Annotated in this window: 26 protein-coding genes; 5 read left to right on the top strand and 21 right to left on the bottom strand. The window is 65.1% G+C overall.

What is annotated here, in order from left to right; all coding sequences use genetic code 11:
- The first annotated feature begins 14 nt into the window (after nt 1–14).
- Nucleotides 15–197 carry a hypothetical protein gene (locus ACYRGX_RS22160; RefSeq protein WP_473054568.1) on the top strand — a complete coding sequence of 61 codons (183 nt, stop codon included), beginning with the start codon at nt 15–17 and terminating at the stop codon, nt 195–197.
- Here the strand turns inward: ACYRGX_RS22160 and yccS are convergent.
- The 5 genes from yccS to yrfG form a co-directional block, all read right to left on the bottom strand.
- Nucleotides 188–2380, bottom strand: coding sequence for a YccS family putative transporter (gene yccS / locus ACYRGX_RS22155; RefSeq protein WP_473056757.1), 2193 nt, complete (start codon nt 2378–2380; stop codon nt 188–190). The two genes, ACYRGX_RS22160 and yccS, sit on opposite strands and share 10 nt — an antisense overlap.
- Before the next feature lie 69 nt (nt 2381–2449).
- Nucleotides 2450–3679: a diguanylate cyclase domain-containing protein gene (locus ACYRGX_RS22150; RefSeq protein ID WP_473054567.1), complete on the bottom strand. Its 1230-nt coding sequence runs from the start codon at nt 3677–3679 to the stop codon at nt 2450–2452.
- A gap of 57 nt (nt 3680–3736) precedes the next feature.
- Nucleotides 3737–5140, bottom strand: a complete 1404-nt coding sequence (gene mdtD / locus ACYRGX_RS22145; protein WP_473054566.1) for a multidrug transporter subunit MdtD — start codon at nt 5138–5140, stop codon at nt 3737–3739.
- 11 nt (nt 5141–5151) lie between these two features.
- Nucleotides 5152–6060 carry a LysR family transcriptional regulator gene (locus ACYRGX_RS22140; protein ID WP_473054565.1) on the bottom strand — a complete coding sequence of 303 codons (909 nt, stop codon included), beginning with the start codon at nt 6058–6060 and terminating at the stop codon, nt 5152–5154.
- A 4-nt stretch (nt 6061–6064) separates the two neighbouring features.
- Entirely contained in the window at nt 6065–6733 is a 669-nt protein-coding gene (gene yrfG, locus ACYRGX_RS22135; RefSeq protein ID WP_473054564.1) for a GMP/IMP nucleotidase, read from the bottom strand.
- Nucleotides 6734–6824: 91 nt separating this feature from the next.
- On the opposite strand from yrfG, the gene nudE reads away from it, so the two are divergent.
- Both nudE and cysQ read left to right on the top strand, forming a co-directional pair.
- A complete protein-coding gene (nudE, locus tag ACYRGX_RS22130; protein ID WP_473054563.1) occupies nt 6825–7391 on the top strand; it encodes an ADP compounds hydrolase NudE in 567 nt (188 codons plus the stop codon).
- Nucleotides 7388–8215 (top strand): 3'(2'),5'-bisphosphate nucleotidase CysQ, encoded by an 828-nt coding sequence (gene cysQ / locus ACYRGX_RS22125; protein WP_473054562.1) that lies wholly within the window; start codon nt 7388–7390, stop codon nt 8213–8215. Before nudE ends, cysQ begins: the two co-directional genes overlap by 4 nt.
- 12 nt (nt 8216–8227) lie before the next feature.
- Here the strand turns inward: cysQ and lnt are convergent, their stop codons facing one another.
- Genes lnt through miaB form a run of 5 tightly spaced genes read right to left on the bottom strand, consistent with a single transcriptional unit; the run spans nt 8228 to nt 13595 of the window.
- Nucleotides 8228–9736, bottom strand: a complete 1509-nt coding sequence (gene lnt, locus ACYRGX_RS22120) for an apolipoprotein N-acyltransferase (protein ID WP_473054561.1) — start codon at nt 9734–9736, stop codon at nt 8228–8230.
- Nucleotides 9737–9791: 55 nt separating this feature from the next.
- Nucleotides 9792–10634, bottom strand: coding sequence for an HlyC/CorC family transporter (locus ACYRGX_RS22115; RefSeq protein WP_473054560.1), 843 nt, complete (start codon nt 10632–10634; stop codon nt 9792–9794).
- Nucleotides 10635–10647: 13 nt separating this feature from the next.
- Nucleotides 10648–11106, bottom strand: a complete 459-nt coding sequence (ybeY, locus tag ACYRGX_RS22110; RefSeq protein WP_473054559.1) for an rRNA maturation RNase YbeY — start codon at nt 11104–11106, stop codon at nt 10648–10650.
- 2 nt (nt 11107–11108) lie between these two features.
- Nucleotides 11109–12179, bottom strand: coding sequence for a PhoH family protein (locus ACYRGX_RS22105; protein WP_473054558.1), 1071 nt, complete (start codon nt 12177–12179; stop codon nt 11109–11111).
- A 60-nt stretch (nt 12180–12239) separates the two neighbouring features.
- Nucleotides 12240–13595, bottom strand: coding sequence for a tRNA (N6-isopentenyl adenosine(37)-C2)-methylthiotransferase MiaB (gene miaB, locus ACYRGX_RS22100; protein ID WP_473054557.1), 1356 nt, complete (start codon nt 13593–13595; stop codon nt 12240–12242).
- Nucleotides 13596–13750: 155 nt separating this feature from the next.
- On the opposite strand from miaB, the gene ACYRGX_RS22095 reads away from it, so the two are divergent.
- On the top strand, nt 13751–14080 hold the full coding sequence (locus tag ACYRGX_RS22095; protein WP_473054556.1) for a DUF1820 family protein: 330 nt from the start codon (nt 13751–13753) through the stop codon (nt 14078–14080).
- 29 nt (nt 14081–14109) lie between these two features.
- On the opposite strand, the gene ACYRGX_RS22090 is transcribed toward ACYRGX_RS22095, so the two are convergent.
- The 4 genes from ACYRGX_RS22090 to ACYRGX_RS22075 form a co-directional block, all read right to left on the bottom strand.
- Nucleotides 14110–14658, bottom strand: coding sequence for a tetratricopeptide repeat protein (locus ACYRGX_RS22090; protein WP_473054555.1), 549 nt, complete (start codon nt 14656–14658; stop codon nt 14110–14112).
- Nucleotides 14659–14925: 267 nt separating this feature from the next.
- Nucleotides 14926–16209, bottom strand: coding sequence for a glutamate-1-semialdehyde 2,1-aminomutase (hemL, locus tag ACYRGX_RS22085; protein ID WP_473054554.1), 1284 nt, complete (start codon nt 16207–16209; stop codon nt 14926–14928).
- Between the two features lie 43 nt (nt 16210–16252).
- On the bottom strand, nt 16253–16894 hold the full coding sequence (thiE, locus tag ACYRGX_RS22080) for a thiamine phosphate synthase (protein WP_473054553.1): 642 nt from the start codon (nt 16892–16894) through the stop codon (nt 16253–16255).
- Nucleotides 16894–17691 (bottom strand): hydroxymethylpyrimidine/phosphomethylpyrimidine kinase, encoded by a 798-nt coding sequence (locus ACYRGX_RS22075; RefSeq protein WP_473054552.1) that lies wholly within the window; start codon nt 17689–17691, stop codon nt 16894–16896. The genes thiE and ACYRGX_RS22075 overlap by 1 nt, the downstream gene beginning before the upstream one ends.
- A gap of 158 nt (nt 17692–17849) precedes the next feature.
- Between ACYRGX_RS22075 and ACYRGX_RS22070 the strand changes: the two genes are divergently transcribed.
- Nucleotides 17850–19487 carry an isovaleryl-CoA dehydrogenase gene (locus ACYRGX_RS22070; RefSeq protein WP_473054551.1) on the top strand — a complete coding sequence of 546 codons (1638 nt, stop codon included), beginning with the start codon at nt 17850–17852 and terminating at the stop codon, nt 19485–19487.
- Nucleotides 19488–19490: 3 nt separating this feature from the next.
- Here the strand turns inward: ACYRGX_RS22070 and ACYRGX_RS22065 are convergent, their stop codons facing one another.
- The 7 genes from ACYRGX_RS22065 to ACYRGX_RS22035 all read right to left on the bottom strand — a co-directional run bounded on the left by ACYRGX_RS22065 (nt 19491) and on the right by ACYRGX_RS22035 (nt 26657).
- Nucleotides 19491–19883 (bottom strand): type IV pilin protein, encoded by a 393-nt coding sequence (locus ACYRGX_RS22065; protein WP_473054550.1) that lies wholly within the window; start codon nt 19881–19883, stop codon nt 19491–19493.
- Nucleotides 19884–19885: 2 nt separating this feature from the next.
- A complete protein-coding gene (locus tag ACYRGX_RS22060; RefSeq protein WP_473054549.1) occupies nt 19886–23641 on the bottom strand; it encodes a pilus assembly protein in 3756 nt (1251 codons plus the stop codon).
- A gap of 15 nt (nt 23642–23656) precedes the next feature.
- Nucleotides 23657–24184: a pilus assembly PilX family protein gene (locus tag ACYRGX_RS22055; RefSeq protein WP_473054548.1), complete on the bottom strand. Its 528-nt coding sequence runs from the start codon at nt 24182–24184 to the stop codon at nt 23657–23659.
- Nucleotides 24181–25020, bottom strand: coding sequence for a PilW family protein (locus ACYRGX_RS22050; RefSeq protein WP_473054547.1), 840 nt, complete (start codon nt 25018–25020; stop codon nt 24181–24183). The genes ACYRGX_RS22055 and ACYRGX_RS22050 overlap by 4 nt, the downstream gene beginning before the upstream one ends.
- A 10-nt stretch (nt 25021–25030) precedes the next feature.
- Entirely contained in the window at nt 25031–25513 is a 483-nt protein-coding gene (pilV, locus tag ACYRGX_RS22045) for a type IV pilus modification protein PilV (protein WP_473054546.1), read from the bottom strand.
- An 11-nt stretch (nt 25514–25524) separates the two neighbouring features.
- Nucleotides 25525–26037 carry a GspH/FimT family pseudopilin gene (locus ACYRGX_RS22040; protein ID WP_473054545.1) on the bottom strand — a complete coding sequence of 171 codons (513 nt, stop codon included), beginning with the start codon at nt 26035–26037 and terminating at the stop codon, nt 25525–25527.
- Between the two features lie 110 nt (nt 26038–26147).
- Complete coding sequence (locus ACYRGX_RS22035; protein WP_473054544.1) at nt 26148–26657, bottom strand: GspH/FimT family pseudopilin; 510 nt, start codon at nt 26655–26657, stop codon at nt 26148–26150.
- Nucleotides 26658–26752: the final 95 nt, after the last annotated feature.

Genomic DNA, 26752 nt, shown 5'->3' with positions numbered 1-26752 from the left:
CCCAGGAGACACTTATGCGCTATTTGAACCTTTGCCTGCTATTGGGCGCCGCCCTGCTTGCCGGCTGCGGTAATGACGACGAGCAGCGTCGCGATAGCCAGAGCGGCCCTCAGCAGAGCGCCGAGCAATATCAGAACACGGTCGCCGAGCCGGCCCTGGAAGAGCGCCAGGGCACCGGCACGGGTGGTCACGAGTGAGTGCTGTCAGTGGCCGGCGGAGGGCGCAGCAGGTGCGCGGCGAGGGTGCGTAACGGCGCCAACTGCCGACAGATCAGCGCCAACTGCGTCTGAATCAGCCGGTGGGCGTCGTCGAGTTCTTCGGGAAGCTCTTCAAGGCGCGTGGCCAGGGCTTCCTCCTCTTCGTCGTGGACGTCCAGTTCACCGCCATCGGCCAGCGCTGCGGCGATGCTCTCCAGGGCGCTGGCGATGCGCTCGCAGGCCGCGTCGATGAGTGCATCGGAGTGGTCGTCCGGCAGGCTCTCGCGGTGTGCGCCGAGCGCCGACAGGTAGCTCAGCAGGGTGTGGCTGAGTAGCAGGAAACGAAAACCCATCTCCGCGTCCTTACGGAAGTGCCCGGGCTCGAGAAGCATGTTCGACAGCGTGGTGGACAGCGCCGCATCCGCGTTGTGCGCGTTGCGCCGGGTAATGCGGTAGTCCAGGTCATCGCGCTTGCCGGTCTCGTACTGCTGCATGATCTTGCGCAGGTAGCGGGCATTGCTCACCAAGGCGTTGGCGAACATCCGGTTCAACCGTCGACCCTGCCAGTCGGGCAGGATCAGGAACACGGCGGCCCCGGCGATCGCCGCGCCGATCAGGGTGTCCGCCAGGCGCGGCACGATCAGCCCGTAGCCATCGCCGATCTGGTTGAAGCAGAACAGCACCATGGTGGTGATCGCCGCCGTGGACAGGGTGTAGCGGCGCCCGCGGTTGGTGAAGAAGATCACCCCGGCGACCACGGCCAGCACCGCCTGCAGCAGCAGGTTGGGGAACAGGGTGATGAGCGCCCAGCCGGCGACCAGCCCGGCCACGGTGCCGAGGATGCGCTGCACCAGGCGGGTACGCGTGGCGCCGTAGTTGGGTTGGCAGACGAACAACGTGGTGAGCAGGATCCAGTAGCCCTGGCTGGGGTGGATGGCATGCAGCACGCCATAGCCGGCGGCCAGCGCCACGCACATGCGCAGGGCGTGGCGGAACACCAGCGAGGTCGGGGTGAACTGCAGGCGAATGCGCTGCACGGCCTCGCGCAACGAGCGTGGCGAGCGGTCGAAGAGGGTGATGTCCTGCACGTCGCCGCTGCCTTCGGGCAAGCTGCCTTCGGCCAGCTTGCGGTCCAGCGTGGACAGGTTGTTGGCCAGCGCGGTGAGCGAACGCAGCAGGTGGCGCCAGGCGGGATTGTTCTGCGCGCGCAGATGCTCGATGGCCGCCTGCAGGTCTTCCAGGCCCTGGCTGCGGTTGTCGTAGTCGAACGGCTGGCGCAGTGGCAGGGTGCGCGCCAGGGCCTTGCAGGCACGGCCCTGTTGCTCCAGCAGGCGCTGGCAGCGAAACATCACGTCGGAGTGGAAGAAGGCCGCAGCCAGCGCGTGATACGGATAGTGCGAGGAGCTGGCGCGCTCGTGGATATCCTGGGCGGCGAAGTACAGACGCAGATAGCGTGCGTTGCGTGCGGTCGGGCGGCCGCCGCCCAGGCGGTGCAGGAGCATGTCCTTGGCCTGGTTGAGGGCGTTCACGACGCGACCGTTCTGGCGCGCCAAATCCAGGCGGCCGGCTTCCACGTTCAGATCGCGCACGGGCTCGAACAGGGCGCTCTTCATCTTCAGGTAGTCGCCCAGCGCCAGGTACAGCCGCGCCAGGCTCTGCTGCAACGGCTGGTGGGTGAACAGCGCGCACCAGAGGACCGAAAGCAGCCCATACCAGGCAGCACCACTGACCAGTACCAGCGGCTCGTGCCAGAAATTGTGGGTCGCGCCGCCACGCTGCTCCACGCCGATCATGCTGTACACGGAGAGGATCAGGGTGGCCTGGGCGATGCTCGCATAGCGCCCGCCGACCGCGCCGAGCAGGATCAGCGAGAAGCTCGAGGCGCAGAGCCCGGCGAGGAACAGCCAGGGGTAGGGGAACAGCAGTTCCACCGCCAGCGCGGCGATGCCGAAGCACACCAGGGTCACCAGCAGCGCCTGCAAGCGGCCGCGCCAGTTGTCATCGGTCTCCGCCAGGGCGCTGGCGATGATGCCGAGGAACAGCGGAATGATCAGTTCATTGCGGTCTTCCAGGACGCCGGCGAGCATCGCACCGGCCAGCGCGATGAATACGCGCAGTCCCGTGGAGAAGCTTTCCCTGGCCCAGAGGCGTTGCAGCGTTTGGCGCAGCATGTTGCTCCCGATGGCTGGCTTGACGAAGGCCGCGCAAGGCGCGGTTCTGCAGTTGACGTCTCAGTGTGCCTCGGTGTCACGCTATTCGGTACGTGCGCGGCCACCCCGCTTGGCGTGATACAGGCGCTGGTCCGCCTCGTGCAGCAGGCTTTCCAGGTCCTCGGCTTCGCCTTCGTAGACTCCGGCGCTGAACGACAGTGCCGGCGCTTCGCCGGCATAGCGCACGCCGCGCAGGCTCTTGCGCAGGTGCTCGAGGGCCTCCCGCAGGGCGCCTCCACCCTGGCTGGTGATGGCTGCGAACTCCTCGCCACCGAGTCGGCCGAGCAAGGCATCGGGCAGGGCCTGGCGCAGGCAGCGGGCGAAGACCCTCAGCGCCGCGTCGCCGCTGGCATGCCCGTAGCCATCGTTGATGGCCTTGAAGTGGTCGAGATCGATCATCGCGATCGTTACCTTCTGGCCGTTGCGTTTGAGCTGGCGCAGGCGCTCGTGGCCCTGTTCCTGGAAGGCGTGGCGGTTGAGCAGCTCGGTGAGCGAATCATATTGCGCGGCGCGCTTGAGGGCGCGCAACAGGTCGCGGCGTTCGAGGCTGGACATCACCCGGCAGTTCAGCTCCTCGGGATAGAAGGGCTTGCGTAGGAAGTCGTCGGCACCGTGTTTGATGAACATCGCCGACAGCGAACCCTTGGTGTCCGCGGACAGGCCGAGGATGATCAGCTCCGAGCGGCGTAGCTTCTGCCGCAGCAGCTTGACCAGGTCGAAGCCACTGAGACCGGGCATCGAGTGGTCGACCAGCAGCAGGTCGATGTCCGGCTGGGCCTGGAGCAGTTGCAGGGCCTGTTCGCCATCGCGAGCTTCGATGATCTGGTAGCGGTGCGGGGTAAGCACGCGGCGCACGAGGTTCAGGGTGGCCTCGGAGTCGTCGGCGACGAGGATCTTCACCGAGGCGTTGCGCTCCAGGTGGTGCAGCAGGCGGAAGGCGTATTCGTAGGAATGCTGGCTGTCCTTGAGCACGTAGTCCACCACGCCCTTGAGCAGCAGGTCATCGCGCCGGCGTTCGTCGTAGGAGCCGGTGAGAACGATGCACGGCAGACGGAAACCCATCACCAGGTCGACGATCTCGCCGTCGGGCGCATCCGGCAGGTTGAGGTCGACGATCGCGGCGAACAGCAGGTCCGCCGAGGTTTCCAGCAACACCCGCGCCTCGCCCAGACTGGCGCAGAAGAGGGGTTCCAGATCAGGCTCATGGCGGAACAGGTGTTCGAGGATCTTCAGCACCAGCGGGCTGTCCTCGACGACCAGGATATTGCGCATCGTTACTCTCCTAGCGTGATGCTGGCACGGTAATGCTGCATCTTGATGTACGCACCGTCATTCGTCGCTCGTCGGCCGTGTTGGCAGGCTCCGCCCCTCTTCGGCATCCAACTGCAGGAACAGTGCCGAGGCGGCCATCGCCATCAGGCCGATGCACAGGTAGGTGGCTTGGAAGGCGCCGAGCACTTCGCCGCCGAAGTCCGCCGAGAAGCCGCCGAGCAGCGCCCCGGCGGCGGCCACGCCGAGGCTCATGGACAACTGCACCACCACCGACAGCAGGCTGTTGCCGGCGCTGGCGTCGCGGTCCGGCAGGCCGATCAGGGTGATGGTGTTCATCAGCGTGAACTGCATCGAGTTGATGCCCCCGAGCACGGTCAGCAAAAGCAGCAGTAGCAGCGGATGGCTCGGACCGAACCACCCCAGGCAAGCGATGAAGGCGCCCAGCGCGACGGTGTTCACGGTGAGCATGCGGCGGTAACCGAAACGCCCCAGCAGGGGGCCGACCAGCGGTTTGGCTGCCATCGCCGAAAGCGCCAGCGGGATCATGCACATCCCCGCCTCGGCGGGGGAATAGCCGAGCGCGACCTGCAGTAGCAGCGGCGTCAGGAAGGGCAGGGCGCCGCTCCCCAGGCGCGCGAAGAGGTTGCCGAAAATGCCGACGGCGAAGCTGCGCGTGCGAAACAGCAGCGGACTGAACAGCGGCGCCTCGATGCGCGCAGCGCGCAGCCAGTAGGCGATCAGGCAGGCGAAGCCGATCAGCAAGAGCAACACCACCCGCACGTGTGGCATGCGCATCTCGCCCAGTCCTTCCAGGGCGACGCTGATCAACAGCATGGCGGCGCCGAACAGGACGAAGCCGACGCCGTCGAAGCGTGCCTGGTCGCTACCGCGGAAGTCCGGCATGTAGCGCCAGATGGCCACGCAGCCGAGCAGGCCCACCGGCAGGTTGATCAGGAAGATCCAATGCCAGCTGATGTACTCCACCAACCAGCCGCCGAGGGTCGGGCCCACCAGGGGGCCGAGCAAGCCGGGCAGGGTGATGAAGCTCATGATGCGTACCAGGTCGCTGCGCGGATAGGCGCGTAGCACCATCAGCCGGCCGACGGGCAGCATCAGGGCGCCGCCCAATCCCTGCAGTACGCGTGAGGCGACCAACATGCCGAGGCTGTCGGACGCGGCGCAGGCCAGCGAGCCGAGGGTGAACAGCGCCACCGCGCAGAGGAATACCCGGCGGGTGCCGAAGCGGTCGGCGATCCAGCCGGAGATGGGGATCAGCAGCGCCACGGTGAGCATGTAGGCGATCACCACCGACTGCATGCGCAGCGGGTCTTCCGCCAGGTCACGGGCCATTGCCGGCAGTGCGGTGTTGAGGATGGTGCCGTCGAGCGTCTGCATGAAAAACGCGATGGCGACCATCCAGGGCAGCAGGCGAGCGGTTCGGGCGTCGAGGGTGGCGGGCATGTCGATTTATCTCAGGGGGGCGAGCTGCCGGGATGTGCGCTGTCGAAGGCGGTGGCCAGGGTACTCCAGCAGACCTCGGCGAGGGCCGAACGGGGCGCGTCGCGGCGCATCAGCAGGCCCATCGGCGCGAGGCCCGGTAGCGGCTGCAGCGGATGCAGGCGCAGCTCGGCATCGCTGCGTTCGAGGCCAGCATGCAAGGGAACCGGTGCACAGCACAGGCCATCGCGTACCGCCTGGATCAGCGGCTGCACCGCGTCGCTTTCGAGGAGTGGCGCGGGCTGCAGCCGGCGCGAGAGGAAGGCGTGATCGATCATTCGGCGAAAGTGCATGTCGGTGCCCAGTAGCCCGAGGGGCAAGGCGTGCAACGCTTCCCAGTCGAGCACGGCTTCGTCGAACTGGAAGTATCCGGCATGATGCAGCAGGCCCACCTCGGTGGTCGCCAGCGGCAGCACGGCAAAGTGCTCCGGATCGATGCCCTCGACGTAGCTCAGGCCCAGGTCCAGGCGATTATCCGCGAGGCCTTCGAGGATCTGCGCGGCGGACAGCGTGTGCAACGCGAAGCGCAGGCCCGGATGGGCCTGGCTGAGGCAGCGCAGCAGGCGTTGCGGGTCCAGGCTGGGCAGCGGCACCAGGCCCAGGCGCAGGGTGCCGAGCAACTGTCCGCGGCAGGCCTCGGCCTCGGCCTGCAGCCCGTCGCAGGCGGCGAGCACGCTGCGCGCCCAGGCGAGGATGCGTTGCCCGGCTTCGGTGAAGCCCTCGAAGCGTTGGTCTCTGCTGACGAGCTCCAGGCCCAGCTCCTCCTCCAGGTTGCGCAGGCGCGCCGACAGTGTCGGCTGGGTCACGTGGCAGCGCGTGGCCGCCTGGCCGAAGTGGCGGGTGTCGGCCAGGGCGACCAGGAAGCGTAGTTGCTTGATGTCCATGGGCTTATCCGGGAAGGCTGGCGAGCAGTTCGGCGTAGCTCTCCAGCGCGGGGAATTCGGCGGTGTCGCGAGGCCCTTGACGGCTGTCCGGGTGACGCACCGCGAGCAACTGGGCAATCCCGTGGTCGCGAGCGGCGCGCAAGACCGGCAGGCTGTCGTCGATGAACAGCGTGCGCTGGGGGTCGAAGCCCCACTGCGCCTCGAGCGCCTGCCAGAGCCGCGCATCCTCCTTGGGATAGCCGATCTGGTGAGTGCTGACCAGGCCCTGGAACCACGGCGCCAGGGCGACCCGCTCCAGCTTCAGCGCGAGCGAGGCGGGGTGCGCATTGGTCACCAGCAGGGGCCGCAGGCCGCGCGCGTCGAGCGCCTGGAGAAAGGCCAGGGCATCGGGTAGCGGCACGATCAGTTCGGCCAGCTCGTGCTTGAGCTGGAGAATCGGCAGGTCGAGCTTGGCGCTCCAGAAGTCGAGGCAGTACCAGTCGAGGGTGCCGGCGTGGCGGGTGAACAGCCCTTGCAGACGTGCCTGGGCCTCGGCCGCGCTCAGGCCATGGCGCTGCGCGTAGCGCAGCGGCACGTGCTGCAGCCAGAAGCGGTTGTCGAAATGCAGGTCGAGCAGGGTGCCGTCCATGTCCAGAAGCACGCTGTCCACCGTTTGCCAGCAAGGCGTCGGCATCGGATTTCTTCGAGTCGTTACAGAGGGTCTCGCCGGCGGTGACCTCCGCGCCGGCCAGGGTATGATACCGGTCCGCCAGAGGAGTTCGTCCATGCGTCAGAAGCCTACCAAGCTTTCCAGCGAGATCGTCGCCCGCAGTCGCCTGTTTGCCGTGGAGCAAGTGCAGTTGCGCTTCTCCAATGGAGCCGAGCGTACCTACGAACGGCTGGTCGGGCGTGGCAGCGGCTACGGCGCTGTGATGGTGGTGGCGATGGTGGAGCCCGGCCAGGCGCTGCTGGTGGACGAATACTGCGGCGGCACCGACGACTACCAGCTGTCGTTGCCCAAGGGGCTGATCGAGCCGGGCGAGGACGTACTGCTGGCCGCCAATCGTGAGCTTAAGGAGGAGGCCGGCTTCGGCGCCCGGCAACTGGAATGGCTGACCGAACTGTCGCTGTCTCCGGGCTACATGAGCCAGAAGATCCAGGTGGTGCTGGCCCAGGACCTGTATCCCGAGCGCCTGCCCGGCGACGAGCCGGAGCCCCTGGAGGTCAGCCAGGTGGACCTGCATGCGTTAGCCGAGCTGGCGCAACACCCGCGCTTCAGCGAGGGCCGCGCGCTGGCCGCGCTGTACCTCGCGCGTGACCTGCTGATCAGCCGTGGAGTCCTGCGCGCATGAGCCTGGAACTCTTTCCCCCGCTGCTCGAACTGGTACGTCAGGCCGGCGAGGCGATTCTGCCCTACTGGCGGCGCGAGCTGGACGTGCAGCAGAAAGCCGATGATTCGCCGGTGACCGCGGCCGATCTCGCCGCCAACGACATTCTCGTGCGTGGCCTGCGGGCGCTGGCGCCGGATATTCCGGTGCTGTCCGAGGAGGCCTGCAGCATCGATCTGCAGACCCGCCGTGGCTGGCACCGCTGGTGGCTGGTCGATCCACTGGACGGCACCAAGGAATTCATCGCCGGCAGCGAGGAATTCACGGTCAACGTCGCCTTGATCGAGCGCGGACGGGTGGTGCTCGGGGTGGTTGGCATCCCGGTCAGTGGTCTGTGTTTCTACGGGGGCGCCGGTCTGGGCGCCTGGCGCAAGGCGCCGAAGCAGTCCGCCGAAGCGATCCAGGTGCGCCCGACGCCTAGCGAGGGCTTCACCGTGGTGGCCAGCAAGCGCCACTCCAGCGCGGCCCAGCAACGTCTGCTGGAGGGCTTGCAGGCACGCTTCGGCGACCTGCGCCTGGCCAACATCGGCAGTTCGCTCAAGCTCTGTCTGCTCGCCGAGGGTGCCGCCGACTGTTATCCGCGCCTGGCGCCGACCTCGCAGTGGGACACCGCTGCGGCACAGGGCGTGCTCGAAGGCGCCGGTGGGGAATTACTGGATGCCAGCGGCGCGCCGCTGGACTACCAGGCGCGGGAGGATTACCTCAATCCGTACTTCCTCGCCCTGCCGGCCGGCGCCGATTGGCGCGACACGCTGGTGGCGCTGGCGCAGCAGTCCGCTCAGGACTGATTTCGCGCCGGCTCAATCCTGGCGCCGGCGGCTCAGTGCCGCGTAGCCGAGCAGCAGCGTGGCGAGCAACGCCAGGGGCCAACTGCGCCAGCGTAGATAGGGGGTCAGCCCCTGCATCGGTTCGACCTGGCCGTAGAGCACTTCCTGCTGGAATTGCGAGATCTCGTTGGCGATCTTGCCGAAGGGATCGACCAGCGCGGTGACGCCGTTATTGGTCGCGCGGATCATCCAGCGACCGGCTTCCAGCGCGCGCATGCGCGCCATCTGCAGGTGTTGCAGCGGGCCGATGGAGGTGCCGAACCAGGTGTCGTTGCTCACCGTCAGCAGCAGGTCACTGTCTGCGGCCATGCGCGCCGACAGCTCGGGATACACCACCTCGTAGCAGATCAGCGTGGCCAGCCGGTGGCCCTTGGCCTCTAGCGGTGGCTGATCGCTGGGGCCGCGGGCGAAGTCGGACATGGGCAGGTCGAAGAAGGCGATCAGCCCGCGCAGCAGGTCCTGCAGCGGCACGTATTCACCGAAGGGCACCAGGCGCTGCTTGAGGTAGGTGCCGCTGCCTTCGCCGGTGGCGATCACGCCGTTGTAGTAGCGCGGCGCACCGCTGGCGTCGGCCTGGCGAATCGGTACGCCGCTGATCAATGCCGAACCGCGCAGGCTGGCGAAGCGCCCCATGGCCTGGATGTAGCCCTCGGCGTAGTCGCGCAGCAAGGGGATGGCGGTTTCCGGCCAGACGATCAGGTCGGCGTGCCTGGACTGCAGGCTGAGGTCGCGATACAGCGCCAGCTGGGCCTCGACATGCGCGGGGTTCCATTTCATATCCTGGGCGACGTTGCCCTGCACGGCCGCGACCGACAGCGGAGCCCCTGCCGCGTGGGTCCACAGGTGGCCACGCAGCAGCGCCCCGGCGATCCAGGGGAGCACCAGCAACAGCAGCGCGGCGGTCAGCGCCTTGCCGCGCAGACGCGGCAGGTTGACCAGCAGTGCGGCGATCAGCGCCAGCGCGCTGGACACCAGCCAGACGCCACCGACCGGCGCGAGGCCGGCCAGCGGTGCATCGATCTGGCTGTAGCCGGCGTAAAGCCACGGGAAGCCGGTGAGGAACCAACCGCGGAAGGCTTCCTGCGCCAGCCACAGGGCCGCGAAGGCGCAGGCGTCGGCCAGCGGTGCCTGGCTGCGGCGCAGCCAGCGCGCCCAGGCCCAGGCGGGCAGGGCGAAGAACAGCGCCACGCCGGCGCAGAAGCCGAAGGTCAATGCACCGGCCAGGGGCACCGAGGCGGCGCCGTAGTCATGGATGCTGACGTACACCCAACTGGTGCCGGCCAGGAACAGCCCCAGGCCGTAGCACCAGCCACGGCGCAGTGCGGCGCCCGGCGACAGTTCGCGCAGGCCGAGGTAGAACAGCGCCAGCGAGACCAGCTCGATCGGCCACAGGTCGAAGGGCGCGAAGGCCAGCGGGGTGAGCGCCCCCGCAACCAGGGCGATCAGGTTTCCGGGCCAGCCGGGGCGGGTGATCCAGTGCATCGAGGGAACTCGCAGGCAGTACGTGAGGAGGGGGCGACAGCGCCGCCCCGGTGGCTCAGCCGCGCTCGACGGGCGTCAGGCGCAGCAGGTGCAGGCGGCGGCTGTCGGCGTTCAGCACGCGGAAGCGGTAGCCGCCGATCACCGTGGTTTCGTTACGCTTGGGCAGATGGCCGAAGGCGCTCATCACCAGGCCGCCGACGGTATCGAACTCCTCGTTGGAGAAGCTGCCCTCGAAATACTCGTTGAAGTTCTCGATGGGGGTGAGTGCCTTGACCAGGAAATCGCCCGAGGGCAGCGGCTTGATGTAGCTGTCTTCCTCGACGTCGTGCTCGTCCTCGATGTCGCCGACGATCTGTTCGAGCACGTCCTCGATGGTCACCAGGCCGGCGACGCCACCGTATTCGTCGACCACCACCGCCATGTGATTGCGGTTGGCGCGAAATTCCTTGAGCAGGATGTTCAGGCGTTTGGATTCGGGAACGAAGGTCGCGGGGCGCAGCAGCGACTGGATGTCGAAGTCGTCCATGTCGTCGCGCAGCAGCAGCGGCAGCAGGTCCTTGGCGAGGAGGATGCCGATGACGTCGTCGAGGGTCTCGCCGATCACCGGGTAGCGCGAATGCGCCGCTTCGATCACGGCCGGAAGGAATTCGCGTGGCGATTGCCCCAGGCGGATGCTCATCACCTGGGAGCGCGGCACCATGATGTCGCGTACCTGCAGGTCGGCGACCTGGATGGCACCTTCGACGATGGCCAGGGCCTCGCTGTCGAGCAGGTTGTTCTGGTGGGCTTCGCGCAGCAGGTTGAGCAGTTCTTCGCGGTTCTTCGGCTCGTGGGCGAAGGCCTGGATGATCTTCTCCAGCCAGCTGCGGTGCCCGGTGCCTGTTCGGTCTTCGTTCATAGGGTCCAGTCTGTCAGTGTTCGCCGGCGTAAGGGTCGGCGTGGCCCAGTTCGGCGAGCAATTGCCGTTCCAGGGATTCCATTTCCTCGGCTTCGTCGTCGTCGATGTGATCGTAGCCGAGCAGGTGCAGGCAGCCATGGATGACCATGTGCGCCCAGTGCGCCTGCAGCGGCTTGTCCTGTTCGCTCGCTTCGCGGGCCACCACCGGCGCGCAGATCACCAGGTCGCCCAGCAGCGGGATGTCCAGGTAGTCGTCGGGTACGTCAGCGGGGAACGACAACACGTTGGTCGCGTAGTCCTTGTCCCGCCAGGTGTGGTTGAGCTCGCGGCCTTCGCTCTCGTCGACGATGCGGATGGTCAGCTCGGAGTCGCTCTGGCGCTGGCGCAGAGCCAGTTCGCACCAGCGCTGCAGTTGTGCCGCGTCAGGCAGTTCGCTGGCCTCGCTGGCCAGCTGGACGTCGAGTTCGACCATCGTCAGTCGTTCCTGGCTCCGGGATCGTTGTCATCGCCGGGCGGCTGCTGGCGGGGCGCGGCGGCACGTTCCTCGAAGCGCTCGTAGGCCTCGACGATACGCTGCACCAGCGGATGGCGTACCACGTCCTTGGGCTTGAAGTGGGTGAAGCTGATGCCCGGCACATCGGCCAGCACTTGCATCACGTGGGCCAGGCCGGAGCGGGTGCCGCGCGGCAGGTCGACCTGGGTGATGTCGCCGGTGATCACCGCGGTGGAGCCAAAGCCGATGCGGGTGAGGAACATCTTCATCTGTTCCAGCGTGGTGTTCTGGCTTTCGTCGAGGATGATGAAGCTGTTGTTCAGCGTGCGTCCGCGCATGTAGGCCAGCGGTGCGATCTCGATGACCTGCTTCTCGATCAGGCGCGCCACGTGCTCGAAGCCGAGCATCTCGTAGAGCGCGTCGTACAGCGGACGCAGATAGGGGTCGATCTTCTGCGCCAGATCGCCGGGAAGGAAGCCGAGTTTCTCACCGGCCTCCACCGCCGGGCGCACCAGCAGGATGCGGCGCACCTGTTCGCGCTCCAGCGCGTCGACCGCAGCGGCGACCGCCAGGTAGGTCTTGCCGGTGCCGGCCGGGCCGATGCCGAAGTTGATGTCGTTATCGAGGATCGCGCGCACGTAGCGCTGCTGGTTGGCGCCGCGCGGGCGGATGGTGCCCTTGCGCGTGCGTAGCGAGACGCCGCTGTCGGTGCGGGCCTCGGCGATTTCTTCCATCCCCGATTCCTGCAGGAACAGGTGCACCATGTCCGGTGACAGCTCGGTGGTCTTGGTTTCGCGGTAGAGGCGGCGCAGCAGGTTCTCGGCGGCCTGGGTGGCCTTCGCCGGGCCGACCAGTTCGAACTGGTTGCCGCGGTTGCGCAGCTCGATGCCCAGGCGCTGTTCGATCAGCCGCAGGTGCTCGTCGAACTGCCCGCAGAGATTGGCGAAGCGGGGCGCTTCAAAGGGTTCCAGGGTGAAGCGATGGGGGTCTTTGGTGGCGTTCAATGTCGTCTTGTCTGGCCGCGAGGCGGCAGCTGGAGTGAATGAGAGCATAACCGCACGTGGCGCGCGGTTGAAGCCGGCGCGCTACGACCATGGTTCCGTGGACGCCGATCAGGCTGGCAGTGCCTGTTCAATGCTGGACTGCACCAGCGTGCCACGCAAGGAGTGCGGCAGGGCATCGTCGATGTGCACCTCGACGAACTGGCCGATCAACTGTGCATCGTCGCAACGGAAATTGACGATGCGGTTGTTCTCGGTACGCCCCTGGAGCATGCCCGGATCCTTCTTGGAGTAGTCGCTGACGAGAATGCGCTGCACGCTGCCGACCATTCGTCGGCTGTTCTCGTAGCCCTGCTGATGCAGGCGTGCCTGGAGGATCTGCAAGCGTTGCTTCTTCACCTCTTCAGGCGTGTCGTCGACCAGGTCCGCCGCCGGCGTGCCGGGGCGCGCGCTGTAGACGAAGGAGAAGGAGAAGTCGAAGCCGACATCCTGTACCAGCTTCAGGGTCGCTTCGAAGTCCTTCTCGGTCTCGCCGGGGAAACCGACGATGAAGTCGGAGCTGATGCAGATGTCCGGCACCGCGGCCTTCAGCTTGCGGATACGCGACTTGTATTCGAGCGCGGTGTGGTTGCGCTTCATCGCCGCCAGCACGCGGTCGGACCCGGCCTGCACCGGCAGGTGGACGAACTTCACCAGTTGCGGGATTTCGGCATGTGCGGCGATCAGTGCATCGGAAAACTCCAGCGGGTGGCTGGTGGTGTAGCGGATGCGCTCGACGCCGTCGATGGCGGCGACCAGGTGCAGCAGCTCGGCGAAGTCGCAGATCTGCCCGTCGTGGGTGGCGCCGCGGTAGCCGTTGACGTTCTGCCCCAGCAGGGTGACTTCCTTGACGCCGTTCTCCGTCAGGTGGATCACCTCGGCGAGCACGTCGTCCAGCGGCCGGCTGACTTCTTCGCCGCGGGTGTAGGGCACCACGCAGAAGCTGCAGTACTTGCTGCAGCCTTCCATGATCGAGACGAACGCCGAGGCGCCTTCGATGCGCGGCTCGGGCAGGCGGTCGAACTTCTCGATCTCGGGGAAGCTGATGTCGACCTGGGCGCTGCCGGTGCTGCGCGCGGCGTCGATCATCTCCGGCAGGCGGTGCAGGGTCTGCGGGCCGAACACCACGTCGACGTAGGGCGCGCGGTTGCGGATCGCCGCGCCTTCCTGGCTGGCCACGCAACCGCCGACACCGATCACCAGGTCGGGGCGCGCCTGCTTCAGCTCGCGCCAGCGGCCCAACTGAGAGAACACTTTCTCCTGCGCCTTCTCGCGGATCGAGCAGGTGTTGAGCAGGATTACGTCGGCCTCGCTCGGGTCGCTGGTGACTTCCAGGGCCTGGTGCTCGCCCAGCAGGTCGACCATGCGCGAGCTGTCGTACTCGTTCATCTGGCAGCCGTGGGTTTCGATGTAGAGCTTCCGGGTCATGGTGATGTCGTTGGCCGTGCTGTGAAAATGACCGGACATTATAGAGGCCACTGGCGCATGCGCACACCCCGCAGGCGCCGAAGGGGCACTCCAGTGACCGCCGGGCGTGCTAATATTCGCGCCCCGATTCCATTGCGTTGCGATCCCTTCCTGCCATGAGCAAGCGCGAGCCCGCCATTTTCAAGGTCATCTTCCATAACCAGGGTCAGGTGTACGAGATGTACGCCAAGCAGATCTTCCAGAGCGATCTGTGGGGCTTCCTGGAGGTCGAGGAGTTCGTCTTCGGCGAGCGCACCCAGGTGGTGGTCGACCCCAGCGAGGAAAAGCTCAAGGCCCAGTTCGACGGTGTACTGCGCAGCTTCGTGCCCATGCATTCGATCATCCGCATCGACGAGGTCGAACGCCTGGGAACGCCGAAGATCAGCGAGGCCAGCGGTGCCGGCAACGTCATGCCGTTCCCGATGCCGATGCCGGACAAGCGCTAGGGCCTGTTCCCGTTTCATTCACGGGGTGACTACGGCAACGGCGCGAAGGGCGAACCGCTCTCGACCATCTGTAGGTCGGTGAGGTAATTGCGGAAGATCTGACCGAGCACCTGGGTGGCAATGTCCAGTTCCTCGCGGCGCATCTGCGCCGAGACCAGGTCGGCGACGTCCAGTGCCTCTTCCGAGCCATTGACCGCCGACATCTTCAGCACGATGAAGGCCTGGATGTTATTGGCCGGAACGCCTTCGCCACGGAAGAACATGTTGCCCAGACGCAGTTGGGCCTGGGCATGACCGCCCAGCGAGGCCTGCTCGAACCAGTTCAGTGCCTGCTTGAGATCGCGCGGGGTGCGTTGCCCATCGTAGTAGAACTCGCCGAGTTCGTACTGCGCCTGGTTATCGCCCTTGATCGCCATTTGCTGGCAACTGGCGAGCGCCTCGGAGAGTTCCTCCGGGGCTACACCGAGCGCGCAGCGCGTGGTCGCCGGGATCAGCAGCGAGTTACCGCCGGCCATGGCAGTCGTGGAGAGGGCGAGCAGCAGGCAGCCAATGAACAGGCCGCGACCGGTGCGTTTCATGCGGTTCGAAGCGCCTATCGATGAAGCTAACGGGGGAGGCCCCGGCCGGCGACACGCCGACTGCACCATTATGGAATAAGCGCACGCAGCCTTACAGAACCTTTACGGAAATTTCTTCGTGCCGTTCATCGGTGCGTTGGGGTGTCGCGCCGCAGGTGGGATGGGTCGGGCCGCGTAGGTTGAGCGTAGCGATACCCATCAGGTGAGACGCAACCGATGGGAGTCGTCGCTACGCGACTCCCATCCTACGGGTGCGCCTCGGTCAACCTAGGCGAGGTTCGCGAAGGCGCGCTCGGCGGCGTCCAGGGTCAGTTTCAGTTCCGCGTCGCCATGGGCGATGGAGGTGAAGCCGGCTTCGAACGCCGAGGGGGCCAAATACACGCCGCCTTCGAGCATCAGGTGGAAGAAGCGCTTGAAGCGCTCGGCGTCGCTGGCCATCACGTCGGCGAAGGTCTGGATGTCATCGGCGCCGGAGAAGTACAGGCCGAACATGCCGCCGGCCTGGGTGGTGACGAACGGAATGCCGGCGGCATCGGCGCGTTCCTGCAAACCCGCCAGCAGGCGGCTGGTGTAGTCGCTGAGTTCCGCGTGGAAGCCTTCGCGCTGGATCAGGCGCAGGGTGGTCAGACCGGCGGCCATCGCCAGCGGGTTACCCGAGAGGGTGCCGGCCTGGTACACCGGGCCCAGCGGAGCGATGAATTCCATGATCGCGCGCTTGCCGCCGAAGCAGCCGACCGGCATGCCGCCGCCGATGATCTTGCCGAAGGTGGTCAGGTCCGGGACCACGCCGTAGTGCGCCTGGGCGCCGCCGAGGGCGACGCGGAAACCGGTCATCACCTCGTCGAAGATCAGCACCACGCCGTGGCGATCGCAGGCGGCGCGCAGGCCTTCGAGGAAGCCGGGGGCCGGCGGCACGCAGTTCATGTTGCCGGCTACCGGTTCGACGATGATGCAGGCGACCTGCTCGCCGACCTCGGCGAGGGTGGCGTCCACCGCGGCGAGGTCGTTGTAGGGCAGCGTCAGGGTGTGCTGGGCGAAGGCCGCCGGCACGCCGGGGGAGCTCGGCACGCCGAGGGTCAGGGCACCGGAGCCGGCCTTCACCAGCAGGCTGTCGGAGTGGCCGTGGTAGCAACCCTCGAACTTGATGATGCTGTCGCGGCCGGTGTAGCCGCGGGCCAGGCGGATGGCGCTCATGGTCGCCTCGGTGCCGGAGCTGACCATGCGCACCATGTCCATCGACGGCACCAGTTGGCAGACCAGTTCGGCCATCTCGGTTTCCAGCGCGGTGGGCGCGCCGTAGGAGAGGCCGTGGTCGAGCTGGCGGCGTACCGCGTCGAGCACGTCGGGATGGCTGTGGCCGAGGATCATCGGCCCCCAGGAGCCGACGTAGTCGACGTAGCGCTTGTCATCTTCGTCGACGACGTAGGCACCCTCGGCGTGCTTGAAGAACAGCGGCGTGCCGCCGACGCTCTTGAACGCGCGCACCGGCGAATTGACGCCGCCGGGGATGTGTTTCTGGGCGCTGTTGAAGAGGGTTTCGGAACGGGACATGGCTAACCTCGCATGAAGCGTGACGGCCGGCGCGGTGCGTCGGTCAGGAAGGGTCGAACAGGGCGGCGAAGGCGCGCGCACGGCGCTCCACCTCGGCCGCATCCGGGGCGGCGAACAGGGCATGCACGACGGCTAGCAGGCTGGCGCCGTGGGCGACCAGCGCGGCCGCGTTGTCGAGGGTCACACCGCCGATGGCCACCAGCGGCAGCTTGAAGCGCTCGCGAGCCTGGGCCAGCAGTTCCAGCCCGGCGGACGGAGCACCGGGCTTGGTGTGCGACGCGAAGAAACGCCCGAAGGCCAGGTAGCTGGCGCCTTCGGCGACGGCCTGCTCGGCCAGTTCGAGCCGGGCGTGACAGGTTGCGCCAATGATCGCCTGGCGGCCGAGCAGGGCGCGGGCGGCGGACAGCGAACCATCCTCCTGGCCCAGGTGCACGCCGACGCCCAGGCGCGCGGCCAGCTCCAGGTCGTCGTTGATGATCAATTGCGCGCCGAACTGGGTGCAGAGTTGCTGCAAGGCTTCGGCTTCGCGTAGGCGCCGGGAGTCGTCGCGGCTCTTGTCGCGGTACTGCAGCAGGCGCGCTCCGCCGCGCAGGGCGGCCTCGGCATAGAGCAGCAGACGACCTTCGGCGAGCAGCGTGGAGTCAGTGATGGCGTAGAGACCGCGCAGCTTTTCCAGGCGTTTCATCAGTGACAGAAGTCCAGCGGCAGGCGACGTGGCACGTACTGGCCATGCCCCGGCGCCTCGGCGTCGCGCAGGGTGCGCCAGGTGTAGTCGAGCGCCGAGCGCACGGCGCTGTCCATCGCTTCGCCCAGCGCCAGGCGTCCGGCCAGGGTGCTGGCCAGGGTGCAGCCGGAGCCGTGGAAGCTGCCGGGCAGGCGCGGGTTGCTGAAGCTGTCGATCAGCCCACTGGCGTCGTACAGGCGATTGCACACGTCGGATTCCTCGCCGTGGCCGCCGGTGATCAGCAGATAGCGGAAGCGTCCGGCGAGGGCCGCGGCGCATTCATCAGGGCTACCCTCGGGCAGCTCGGCGAGAATGCGTGCCTCGGGTAGGTTGGGCGTGGCGATGGCGGCTACGGGCAGCAGGCGCTCGCGAATCGCATAGCCGACATCGTCCGGCCCCAGCGAGCCGCCGCCCCCGGCGCGCAGCACCGGGTCGCAGACCAGCGGAACGTCCGGCAGTCGGCGCATGATTTCCAGGACCGTTTCAACCATCTCGCAGGAGCCGAGCATGCCCAGCTTGACCGCGGCGACCGGCAGGTCGGCGATGACCGCGTAGGCCTGGGCGAGCACCCAGTCGCGGTCGAGCACGCGGAAATCGCTGACGTTCACGGTGTCCTGCACGGTCAGCGCGGTGACCGCCGGAGCGGCGTGGCAGCCCTGCGCGAGCAGGGCCTCGATGTCCGCCTGCAGGCCGGCGCCACCACTGGGATCGTGGCCGGACAGACAGAGGACGACGGGACGGGAAGTGGGCGTTTTCATGGTGCGCGAGCTTACCACCAAATCAGCGTTGTTCGATGACCGCGGGCAACGCCGGTGCCTGTCGGCGACGGCCTCGCGTTTGGCCGAATGCACGCCTGTGCAATGGGGCGGCGCGTGCTTCACTTAGGAGCTCCTGGTAACGCGCGATGGAGCCCGCCATGTCTGTCCTGGCCGAAACCCACGAAGTGTTCAACCAACCGCCGCCCCTGGAGGGCAGCAACCTCTACCGCCTCGACCTGCCGCTGCAGCAGTGGGTGGCGCACTATGCCGGCGGCTGGGCGGAGTCCCGGCTGGATACCTATGGCGCGCTGGCTGGCGGGCCGCTGATGGCGGCGGGGTTTCTCGCCAACGAGAACCCTCCGCGCCTGCGCACCCACGATCGATATGGGCAGCGCATCGACCAGGTGGACTTCCATCCGGCCTATCACGAGCTGATGCGTGCGGCGGTGGCCCACGGCATTCCCTCGCTGCCCTGGCGCGAGCCGCGCGAGGGCGCCCACGTGGCGCGCGCGGCGCTGATGTACCTGCACAACCAGGCCGAGGCGGGCAGCAGCTGTCCGTTGACCATGACCTTCTCCAGCGTGCCCGCGCTGCGCTTGCAGCCGGACCTCGCCGAACGCTGGCTGCCGGGCGTGCTGTCCAGCGAGTACGATCCGCGCAACCTGCCGATGGAACGCAAGGCCGGGCTGACCCTGGGCATGGCCATGACCGAGAAGCAGGGCGGTACCGACGTGCGCGCCAACACGACGCGCGCCCATCCGCTGGGGCAGCCCGGGCCGGGCCAGGCCTACGAACTGGTCGGTCACAAGTGGTTCTGTTCCGCGCCGATGTGCGATGCCTTCCTGACCCTGGCGCAGACCGAGCATGGGTTGTCCTGCTTCCTGCTGCCGCGCCATCGCCCGGACGGCACGCGCAACGCCTTCTACATCCAGCGCCTGAAGGACAAGCTGGGCAACCGCGCCAACGCCTCCAGCGAGGTGGAGTTCCGCGGTGCCCTGGCCTGGCTGATTGGCGAGGAGGGGCGGGGAGTGGCGAACATCCTCAATATGGTCGGCATGACGCGTTTCGACTGCATGATTGGTTCCGCCTCGTTGATGCGCCAGGCGCTGACCCAGGCCCTGCACCACTGCCGCTACCGTCAGGTCGGTGGCAAGCCGTTGCTCGAACAGCCGCTGATGCGCAACGTGCTGGCCGACCTGTCGCTGGAAAGCGAGGCGGCGCTGGCGCTGACCCTGCGCATGGGTCGCGCACTGGACCATCTGGCTGATCCTGGCGAGGCCCGCTTCGTTCGCCTGGTCACCGCCGTGGGCAAGTATTGGATCTGCAAGCGCGCGCCGGGAATGATCAACGAGGCCTCCGAATGCCTGGGCGGCGCCGGTTACGTGGAGGAGAGCATCCTGCCGCGCTTGTACCGAGAGGCCCCGGTCAATTCCATCTGGGAAGGCTCGGGCAATGTGCAGTGCCTCGACGTACTGCGCGCCCTAGCGCGCGAGCCCGGCATGCTCGATACGCTGTTCGAGGCCTTGGACGACGGGCACGGGGATCGACGCCTGGGGGCGCACGTCGCCGCCCTCAAGCAGGCCTTCGTCGATACGGACGAGCTGCCCTATCGCGCCCGCCAACTCACCGGCGACATCGCTCTGGCGCTCCAGGCGCGGCTGCTGCTGGAGGCCGGCAACGACGCCCTGGCCGATGCCTTCATCGGCAGCCGGCTGGAGCGTCGTGGGCTGGTTTACGGCGAATTGCCGCGCGGGGTGGATGTGCGGGCACTGCTGGAGCGGGCGTTGCCAGGGTGAAGGTTATTTCCAGCAGTCCGGAGTGGGGCCCTGAGCACCTGTCTCGTTCAGGGTTAGCGGCGTGCAACTGGTATCTCTCGTTTGGCCAGCCTTGGCCGTCGCCTGCAGGCTATACGCCGTTGCGCTCGCGCTCACGATACTCGGTGTGTAGTAGGCGAGTTTGTTGCGCTCGGCTTGGGTGAGCAAATCGTTCAGATTGCTGGTGTAGGTGTTTCGTTGGGTGCGGTAGCGCTCCTGGCGCGCCGCCATGTCGTTGAGCAACGCCTGCCCTTCGGCGCGATGCCCGCGCAGGACATAGCGCTGGTAGCTTGGGTAGGCGATCGAGGCGAGGATGCCAACGATCACCACGACGATCATGACTTCGATGAGTGTGAAGCCTTTACTGGACGACTGCATCGCTACTCCTCGGTTTCCGGGATGACTTGCCAGGTCTGCCGGCCCGTTGCGTTGGGACCGTAGTTGATGGCGAGGCTTTGCTCGCTGAAGAACAGATGATCGCCCAGTACGCTGAAACTGCTGATGCTGCCCGCTTGCAGCCCAGAGACCGTGTCGGAATTGTTATACCGATCCGAAAGATCGACCACCCCGTCGTTATTGATATCCATGACGTTGAACAGCGTTCTGCCTCCCGTGTACGCATCCAGGCCGTAAAGCCAGCTTTCCGCCCCACTTTCGCAGGGATCGCTGTTCGGCGTGAGGGTGGAGAACAGCAGGGTTTGACCGCGCGCGACCATGGCGCGGGTCATCATTTCCCCCCTGCGGTCGCCGTTTACCGCGAGATCGAGTTTCCAGCCCCATTGGTTGACGTTGGCGTCGGTTCGCTCGGTCGTGCCGGTGCGATACCACTGTGGCGTGTTCTGACTGACCAGGCGTACGGTACTGCCCGACGCGGTGGTCTGGCTGGTGATGGTTTGGGTCAGCAGCGAGCTACGGGTGATGCTGGGGGGAGAGGACGTCGACTCGCCCCGTGTCCTGCGATCCCAGATGGCATAAAGACTTTGCATACGGCTGGTATCGACGTTGCCATCGGTGGTTTCGAAGTATTTGCCGGTGCCGAACAGCACCAGATAACCCGTCTGCGTGGGATGCCGCACGAGTGATGGCGGTCCCATGATGGTCTGCGCGTTGCCCGAGCCATCGACGGCGGTGAACAGCGGGCGCCCGCCATAGGACACACTAATCGTTCCGTTGCTGATGCCGCTGAAAGGGTCGCTGGCGCTGGTGCCCACGGCGCCGAAGAGGTCGAAGCGCCAGAGATTGCCTTGAATATCGCCGGCATAGGCGTAGTCGGCGATACCGTCGCTGTTGTTGTCGGCCAAGCGCACGCTGGATAGGCCATTGGCTCGGTTCGTATCGCCGCTGACCACCAAGGGGGCCTGGTTAGGTGTCAGTTGCTGTCCGGTCTGAATGTCCAAAACGAACAACGCAGCCCGGTCGGCTACGTTGCCGCTCTGGTTGCCGTAGCCATTGCCGGTGACCACGGCCCAATGGCCATTGTGCAACCGGGCGATGGTGGGTTGGGCAAAGGTGTAGCCGAGATCGGCGTGGGTGAATTCCCAGAGCAGTCGCGGGTTGTTTGGGGTGGTGATGTCCAGGGCGAACAGCGAACGACCGCCGCCGCGCAGGTTGCCGACCAAGACCGTATGCCAAGCACCGCCGTAATAGACGTCGGCGACCGTCGGCGTACCGTCGACGAAAAAGCGGTGAGCCGAGCGATAACCCTGGCCGCTCAGGCGGAATAGGTTGGGTAGCACGGCGCTGGGGACGAAGGCATAAACCTCTCGTCCGGTGTTAGCGTTGATGGCGTGCAACATGCCGTCGTTGGAGCCGACATAAAGCATCGGCGTACGGTTGGCCTGGGTGCTGGCGAAGGCGCTGTAGCTACCACTGCCGCCGTCGATGCGTTCGGCCAGGTAGGGCAGGTACTGGGCTTGCTGAACCAGGACGGGCGAGGAATTGACGACGTCGCCCAGCAGGCTGTTGCGTCGCCGGAAGTTCCCGTCGCCGCTGCCCTCATTGCCGCGATCACCCCGTACATAGTTCAAGCGCGCCTCGCCTCGGCTGTCGGTTGCCAGGCTATTACTGTCGGGGTTGATGTTGAACAGCGCCCTTTGTGCGTTGCTCAGGTTGTTCCAGGTAAAGTCCTGTAGTGCAGTACCGGCGGCGTTGGCCATATAGACGGCTGTGCGTGTGGTGGTTGCCAGGCCCTTCGCACTCCAGGCCAGGGAGCGGTTGCCAAGATTATCGATCGTGTATTTACGGATGTCACCGCTCCAGTCCTCGCTGGAAAATTCCGTTTCGTAGGTTTCGTAGTTGTTCAGCCCGTCGACCTGGTTGCCGTCCACGGCCGGGGCGCTGGCGGAGGTGTTGAAGTCGCCGATTCGGTTGATGATGCGGCTGAACGCGGCGATCAGCGCATCGGGGGCATCCACGCTGAAGAATTCGCCGCGGGAGTTGATCGCGGTGTGCCAGAGGTCGTAGACGTTGTTGGGGTTGTCCTCGTCGGCGGCTGGCCAGTCGCGCGTACCGTTGCGCAGGTTGTTGTAGCCGGTGCCGCCATAGGTGCCCTGGGAGGCGTCCCATTGCAGGCCGTTGAGCGTTAACGAGGACGATAAGCCAAGGCCGACCGTGTAGTTGACCAGATGCTGCCAGCTCGCCGGGTCGTTGCGCGGGTCCCAGTACTCCGCGTTGGTTAATGACGAGGGGTTGGCAGCATAGGGATCGTAGGGTTTGACGGAGTTGTTCAGCGAGCTGTTGGCGTCAGTGGCCCAGTAATGGAATGCCAAGTCCGCCAGACTGGTCGTGTTGTTGTTACGAGGATCCTCGTCGTGGAGGTTATCGCCAAAGAAAGGCCTTTGCTGACTGTAATTCCTACCGTCGGGCAAGGTGACGTTGCTGTGGTCGGGCCTGAGGGTGGTCGACGGGTTGCCGTCCGTGCCGTTCCACATGCCGTCGGTCATCATGATGTGGTAACTGGGGCGGCAGGCATATTCGGGGCTGCGCACCGTCGAACCGCGGCCGCCATTGTTGGTGAAGGGGTTGGGGTTGTAAGCCCAGGCGTCGTTGCTGCGCAGGAATTCTCCGGCACGCCCCAAGGCCGCGCGCAAGGGCGTACCGTTATCGAATGAAATGCTGCTGAGCCAGGCGTAGAAGTTGCCGCGCTGGCGGCCGTTGAAGGCGCGGAAATAGTTGGTGCCGCAATTTTTCGAATTAAGCGTTGTGCAGGCGTTGAGCGTTTGCCAGGTCAGCCTGACGGATGAGGGAAGCTGGTTGAAGGCGAGGTTGGCGGCACTGACTGTGGCCAGTGCGCGGTTGCGGTAGAACGAATACCAGATGGCGAAATTTTGCTGTTCCGCACTGGTGACGAAGTTGAGTTGATAACAGTCGTCGTTATTGGTGTTCGTGCAGTTGCTTCTGAGTGTGTAGTAATAAGCGGGGACGGCGCTTTGGATAATTGATGCGGTGTAGTCGGTCCATGTCCTGCTGCAGGGAACGGTCAGATTGCTGAATACGCCTGGGTAGCTAGCGGTAGCGCTACAGCTGAAAGGTTGGGCGCGAATGTTAAAGGTGATTCCGCCTGGGCTGGTGAAGCTGCCTGGTTCTGAGGTCGTCACGCTGAAGTCTCGCTCAGGGTTCTCTGCCAGTCTATAGATCGTCCCGCTACCACTGTAATTAGTGCCGGAGCCATACCCATAGTTCGATGGTGCGGTCGTGATGGGTACGTCCCAGGCCACTCGATAGTTATTACTCAAGTTGACTGAACCCACACTGGTATCGAAGCCATTGTGATAGGCTTGGGTGAAACTCGTGCTGTAGCCGGTGCTGGCCTGTGAGCCATCGGTATTCATGCGGGTGGGGATCTCGTAACTTATGTTCGGGTTGTAGTACATTGAGTTGAATGCTGCGGCCTTGGCTCTTCGCAAATTGCGATAGCCGCTGCTCTCTTGGCCCACACTATCGGGAACGAAGCCGAAACGCATGCTGCCCGAATCATCGAGGGTAAGAATAAGGTTCGGGGCGACACTCTCTGAAAGTACCAGCGGCGTCTGGCTGATATTCAGCAAGGTTGCCTGCGCTTGCTGAATCCCGCCGAGATAAAGCGATGCAAGCAGCAGGCTCAGGGCGAAACGCTTGAGGCTCGTAAAAATCGTCATGGTCGTGGCCTCTATCTAGTTGAAGATTTTCGCCGTGGTCGAGCGCAGACGTACGCTTTGGCTGCTGGTGGTATTGGTCGATTCGGAATTGATCTCGTAGCGGAAGATTCCCCGTCCTCGCAGCATTTCACCGTATTCCGGGTTCTCTGCCTGGGCCGTCTCGCTGCCCGTCGAAGCAGGCGCTGCATACCAGCGTACCTGGGTGTCGCTACGAGTCTGGGTACCGTCGGCGGGGGCATAGGGTTTACTGTTGGCGAAACTCTGTGCGTAGGCCTTGGTGTTCGTCATGCAGAAGTCCGCATCGGGTTGACAGGTGGCATTGCGTGGCTTGAGTGGGCCGACCATCCTCGTCTCGCCTTCCCGTAGTCCAGCCTCGCCAGTGTTGAGTAGCCGCTGCTGTTCAACGAAGTTGGAGGTGATACGAGATTCAAGGGTGATCTCCCTAGTATTGGAAAGCGCCAGCAAGGTAATCACCAAGAGCATGACCAGGGCGATGAATAGAGCAGCACCGCGTTGTTGACGAAAGGCGGGAGCATGTCTCATGGCATCTGGTTCCTCAGCATTACGGTGCTTTGCTGGAGCTGGTAGAGCTGGCCTGCATCGGCGTTACTGACGGCTGTGTAGCGACTGTTCGACGTCGACAGTCCCAGTTGCGTGCGCCAGGGCGCCAGGGCATCGGTAACACTGATGCCTTCGCGCTGGTTGGGGTTGCTGCTGCGCAGCAGCAGCGTATAGCGCACGGAGAGAATCGGGGCGGTACCTGGGTCGGTGTTTTGGTACTGAATCACTCGGCTGCGATCTGCATCGGCGCCCACGCCCGTTGAAAAGTTCAGGTCGGCCACGCCCGTGACCAGCTCGACGGAGCTAACGGCTGGGGAAGACAGCACGGCGCCCGAGGCGTTGGTGCGCGCGCGTTGGCACTTGAGGCTGTTGTCCTCCAGAAAGAAGCGCATCACGTAGATTTCCTGGGCGCTGGTATAGGGGTTCGCCAATGCGCTGGTGTTGACCGGCAGGTCGCCCTGGCAGTCACGATCGGTCGGTGTGTGTGGCTGATAACGGATGCATAGTGAGTTCGCTGATTGCCATTTCACCACCTGGCCGGCGGTGAAGGCGCAGGTCGCGGCGTTTGAGGCTGGAAATGCGTTTTCCTGCGGCTCGTCAGGGCGCCGTCGATAACCGGCCTTGGCCAGTTCTTGTTGTAACAGGAGCAACGTGAAGCGCGAGCTTTCGAGGTTTTCCGACTGATTCTGCTGGAAGGCGTAGGTGCGTTTGTTGTCGATGTACAACTGGGTGACGCCGAGGATCAAAAAACTGCCAATAGCCAGGCTCACCATCAACTCGACGAGTGAAAGTCCGCGCTGTGCTGCGATGAACTTCATGGGGCCTCCCTTAGAGCTGGGTGCGCAGGCGATAACGACAGATGTCGCTGGATGTGTTGTCGTCGGTCAGGCACTCGCCGGCACGGCCACGCCAGGCCAGTTGTATTTCAATTGCGCTGCCGGTGGCACAGATGCCGGGTTGCAGCGAGGGGCAGACATGGAATTCGCTCGACCAGAGTTCTGCGGCGCCGGGGAGTGCCGTCGTGGCGCGGTTGGCCCAGCAGGCGAGTTGTTGCGCAGCGTTACTGGGTAATGGGTTGCAACTGCTTGGCGCGCTGGGGAGTGATCCGGTTCCAGTCTTGTAGAAGCCGGTCTCGCTGGGCATGGCTCGCATCATCTCCACCAGATCGTTCGCCAAGGCCGCAGCCACATTACGCTGGGTCGCGTCCTGGGTGTACTGCAGCGAGCGTCCTTGCAGTGCGACCATGCCGAGGATGCCGACGCACAGCAGCAAAAGTGTCACCAGTACTTCGATCATGCTGAAGCCCTTCATGACGGATCCTTTCATGATGGTGTGCAGCTGTTCATGTCGGTGGAGCCGTCAGCGCTGCTCTTGCCGCGCGCATAAGCTCGCACATTGCCGGTTCGCGCGATGTCGATCGTATAGCCGTCTCTCGGACGGTTCTGATAACAGGTGATGAGACGTGTGACGGCCGTCGCGCTACCGTTCTGCAAAAACAGGATCTGGTTGCCAGCCGGGTTCATGCTGTAGTTCACCGATATGCCCGGGGGATTTTCTAAGGTTCGCAGTGCGTTACTGGCGGCTGCCGAGCAGTCGGTCTGTACGCGCCAGCCGTTGCTCTGTGGGCATACGCGTATTGTGGTTCGCTGTGCCACCGCCTGCGCGCGGGCGAACTGCAACAAAGAAAGCAGCTCCTGATTGCTGGCCTGCGCACGGTTCTGATTGATGAAGTAGGTGAAGCCGGGTACGGCGATGGCGGCAAAGATAGCGAGCAGGGTGACCACGACGATGAGTTCGATAAGTGTGAACCCTGTAATTTGCCGCTGGGCGATCATGCGCTGCTCCTGATGACTGCTTGCCGTGCATGATGGCTATTGGCGATGGCATTGTCCCTGGTGCTGGGATGACCGGCCCAGCTAGGTAGATGACTGGTGATGGAATGAGCTCAATCACAGTGCCCGTTCCATTCCTGCCCGTCTTCCAGGCCTTGGATGCGACGCAGGCGCCCTTGGCGGCTGAGTACCAACTGCCAGCCTAATGCATCATCGGCATCACACAGATAGAAGCGTCCATTGCTCATGGGTGCAGTGCCGTTATCACGAAAGCGAATTTTCGAGCTCATGCCCCGCCAGTCGAGGTGATCGGAGCTTGTCAGCTGATAAGCACGCAAGGTTTCCTGGCTGTCTGAAAATGCGACCCGCCAGCCGCGGTTCCACTGGTTGTCGCATTGGTTTCCATCGCTGGAACCACAGAGATCCACTGGGCGCTTGTTCAGTACGCTGGTGGTCCGCGCGAACCGCACATGCGCCTGTAGCTCTTCCATCAATGCTTGTAGGCGGTTGCGCTCGCTGAACTGTTGGTAGCTCGGCAGAGCAGCGCTTGCAAAAATCAGCAGTAGCGTGAGTGTGGTCAGTAGCTCGATCAGCGAGAAGCCGAGGCTATGGCGGGCATCCATGGGGCGCACCTGTCGAAGACATCCTGTCAGCCCCTGCTTTTAAACCGCTGGGACCTGGAGTCAACGCTTGCGCCGAGGTTTTGCCCGGTTCTGTG

It is taken from the genome of Pseudomonas sp. R4-15, assembly GCF_055768815.1.
The sequence above is the reverse complement of the archived record's forward strand: the minus strand, read 5'-3'. Positions and strand labels throughout refer to the sequence as shown.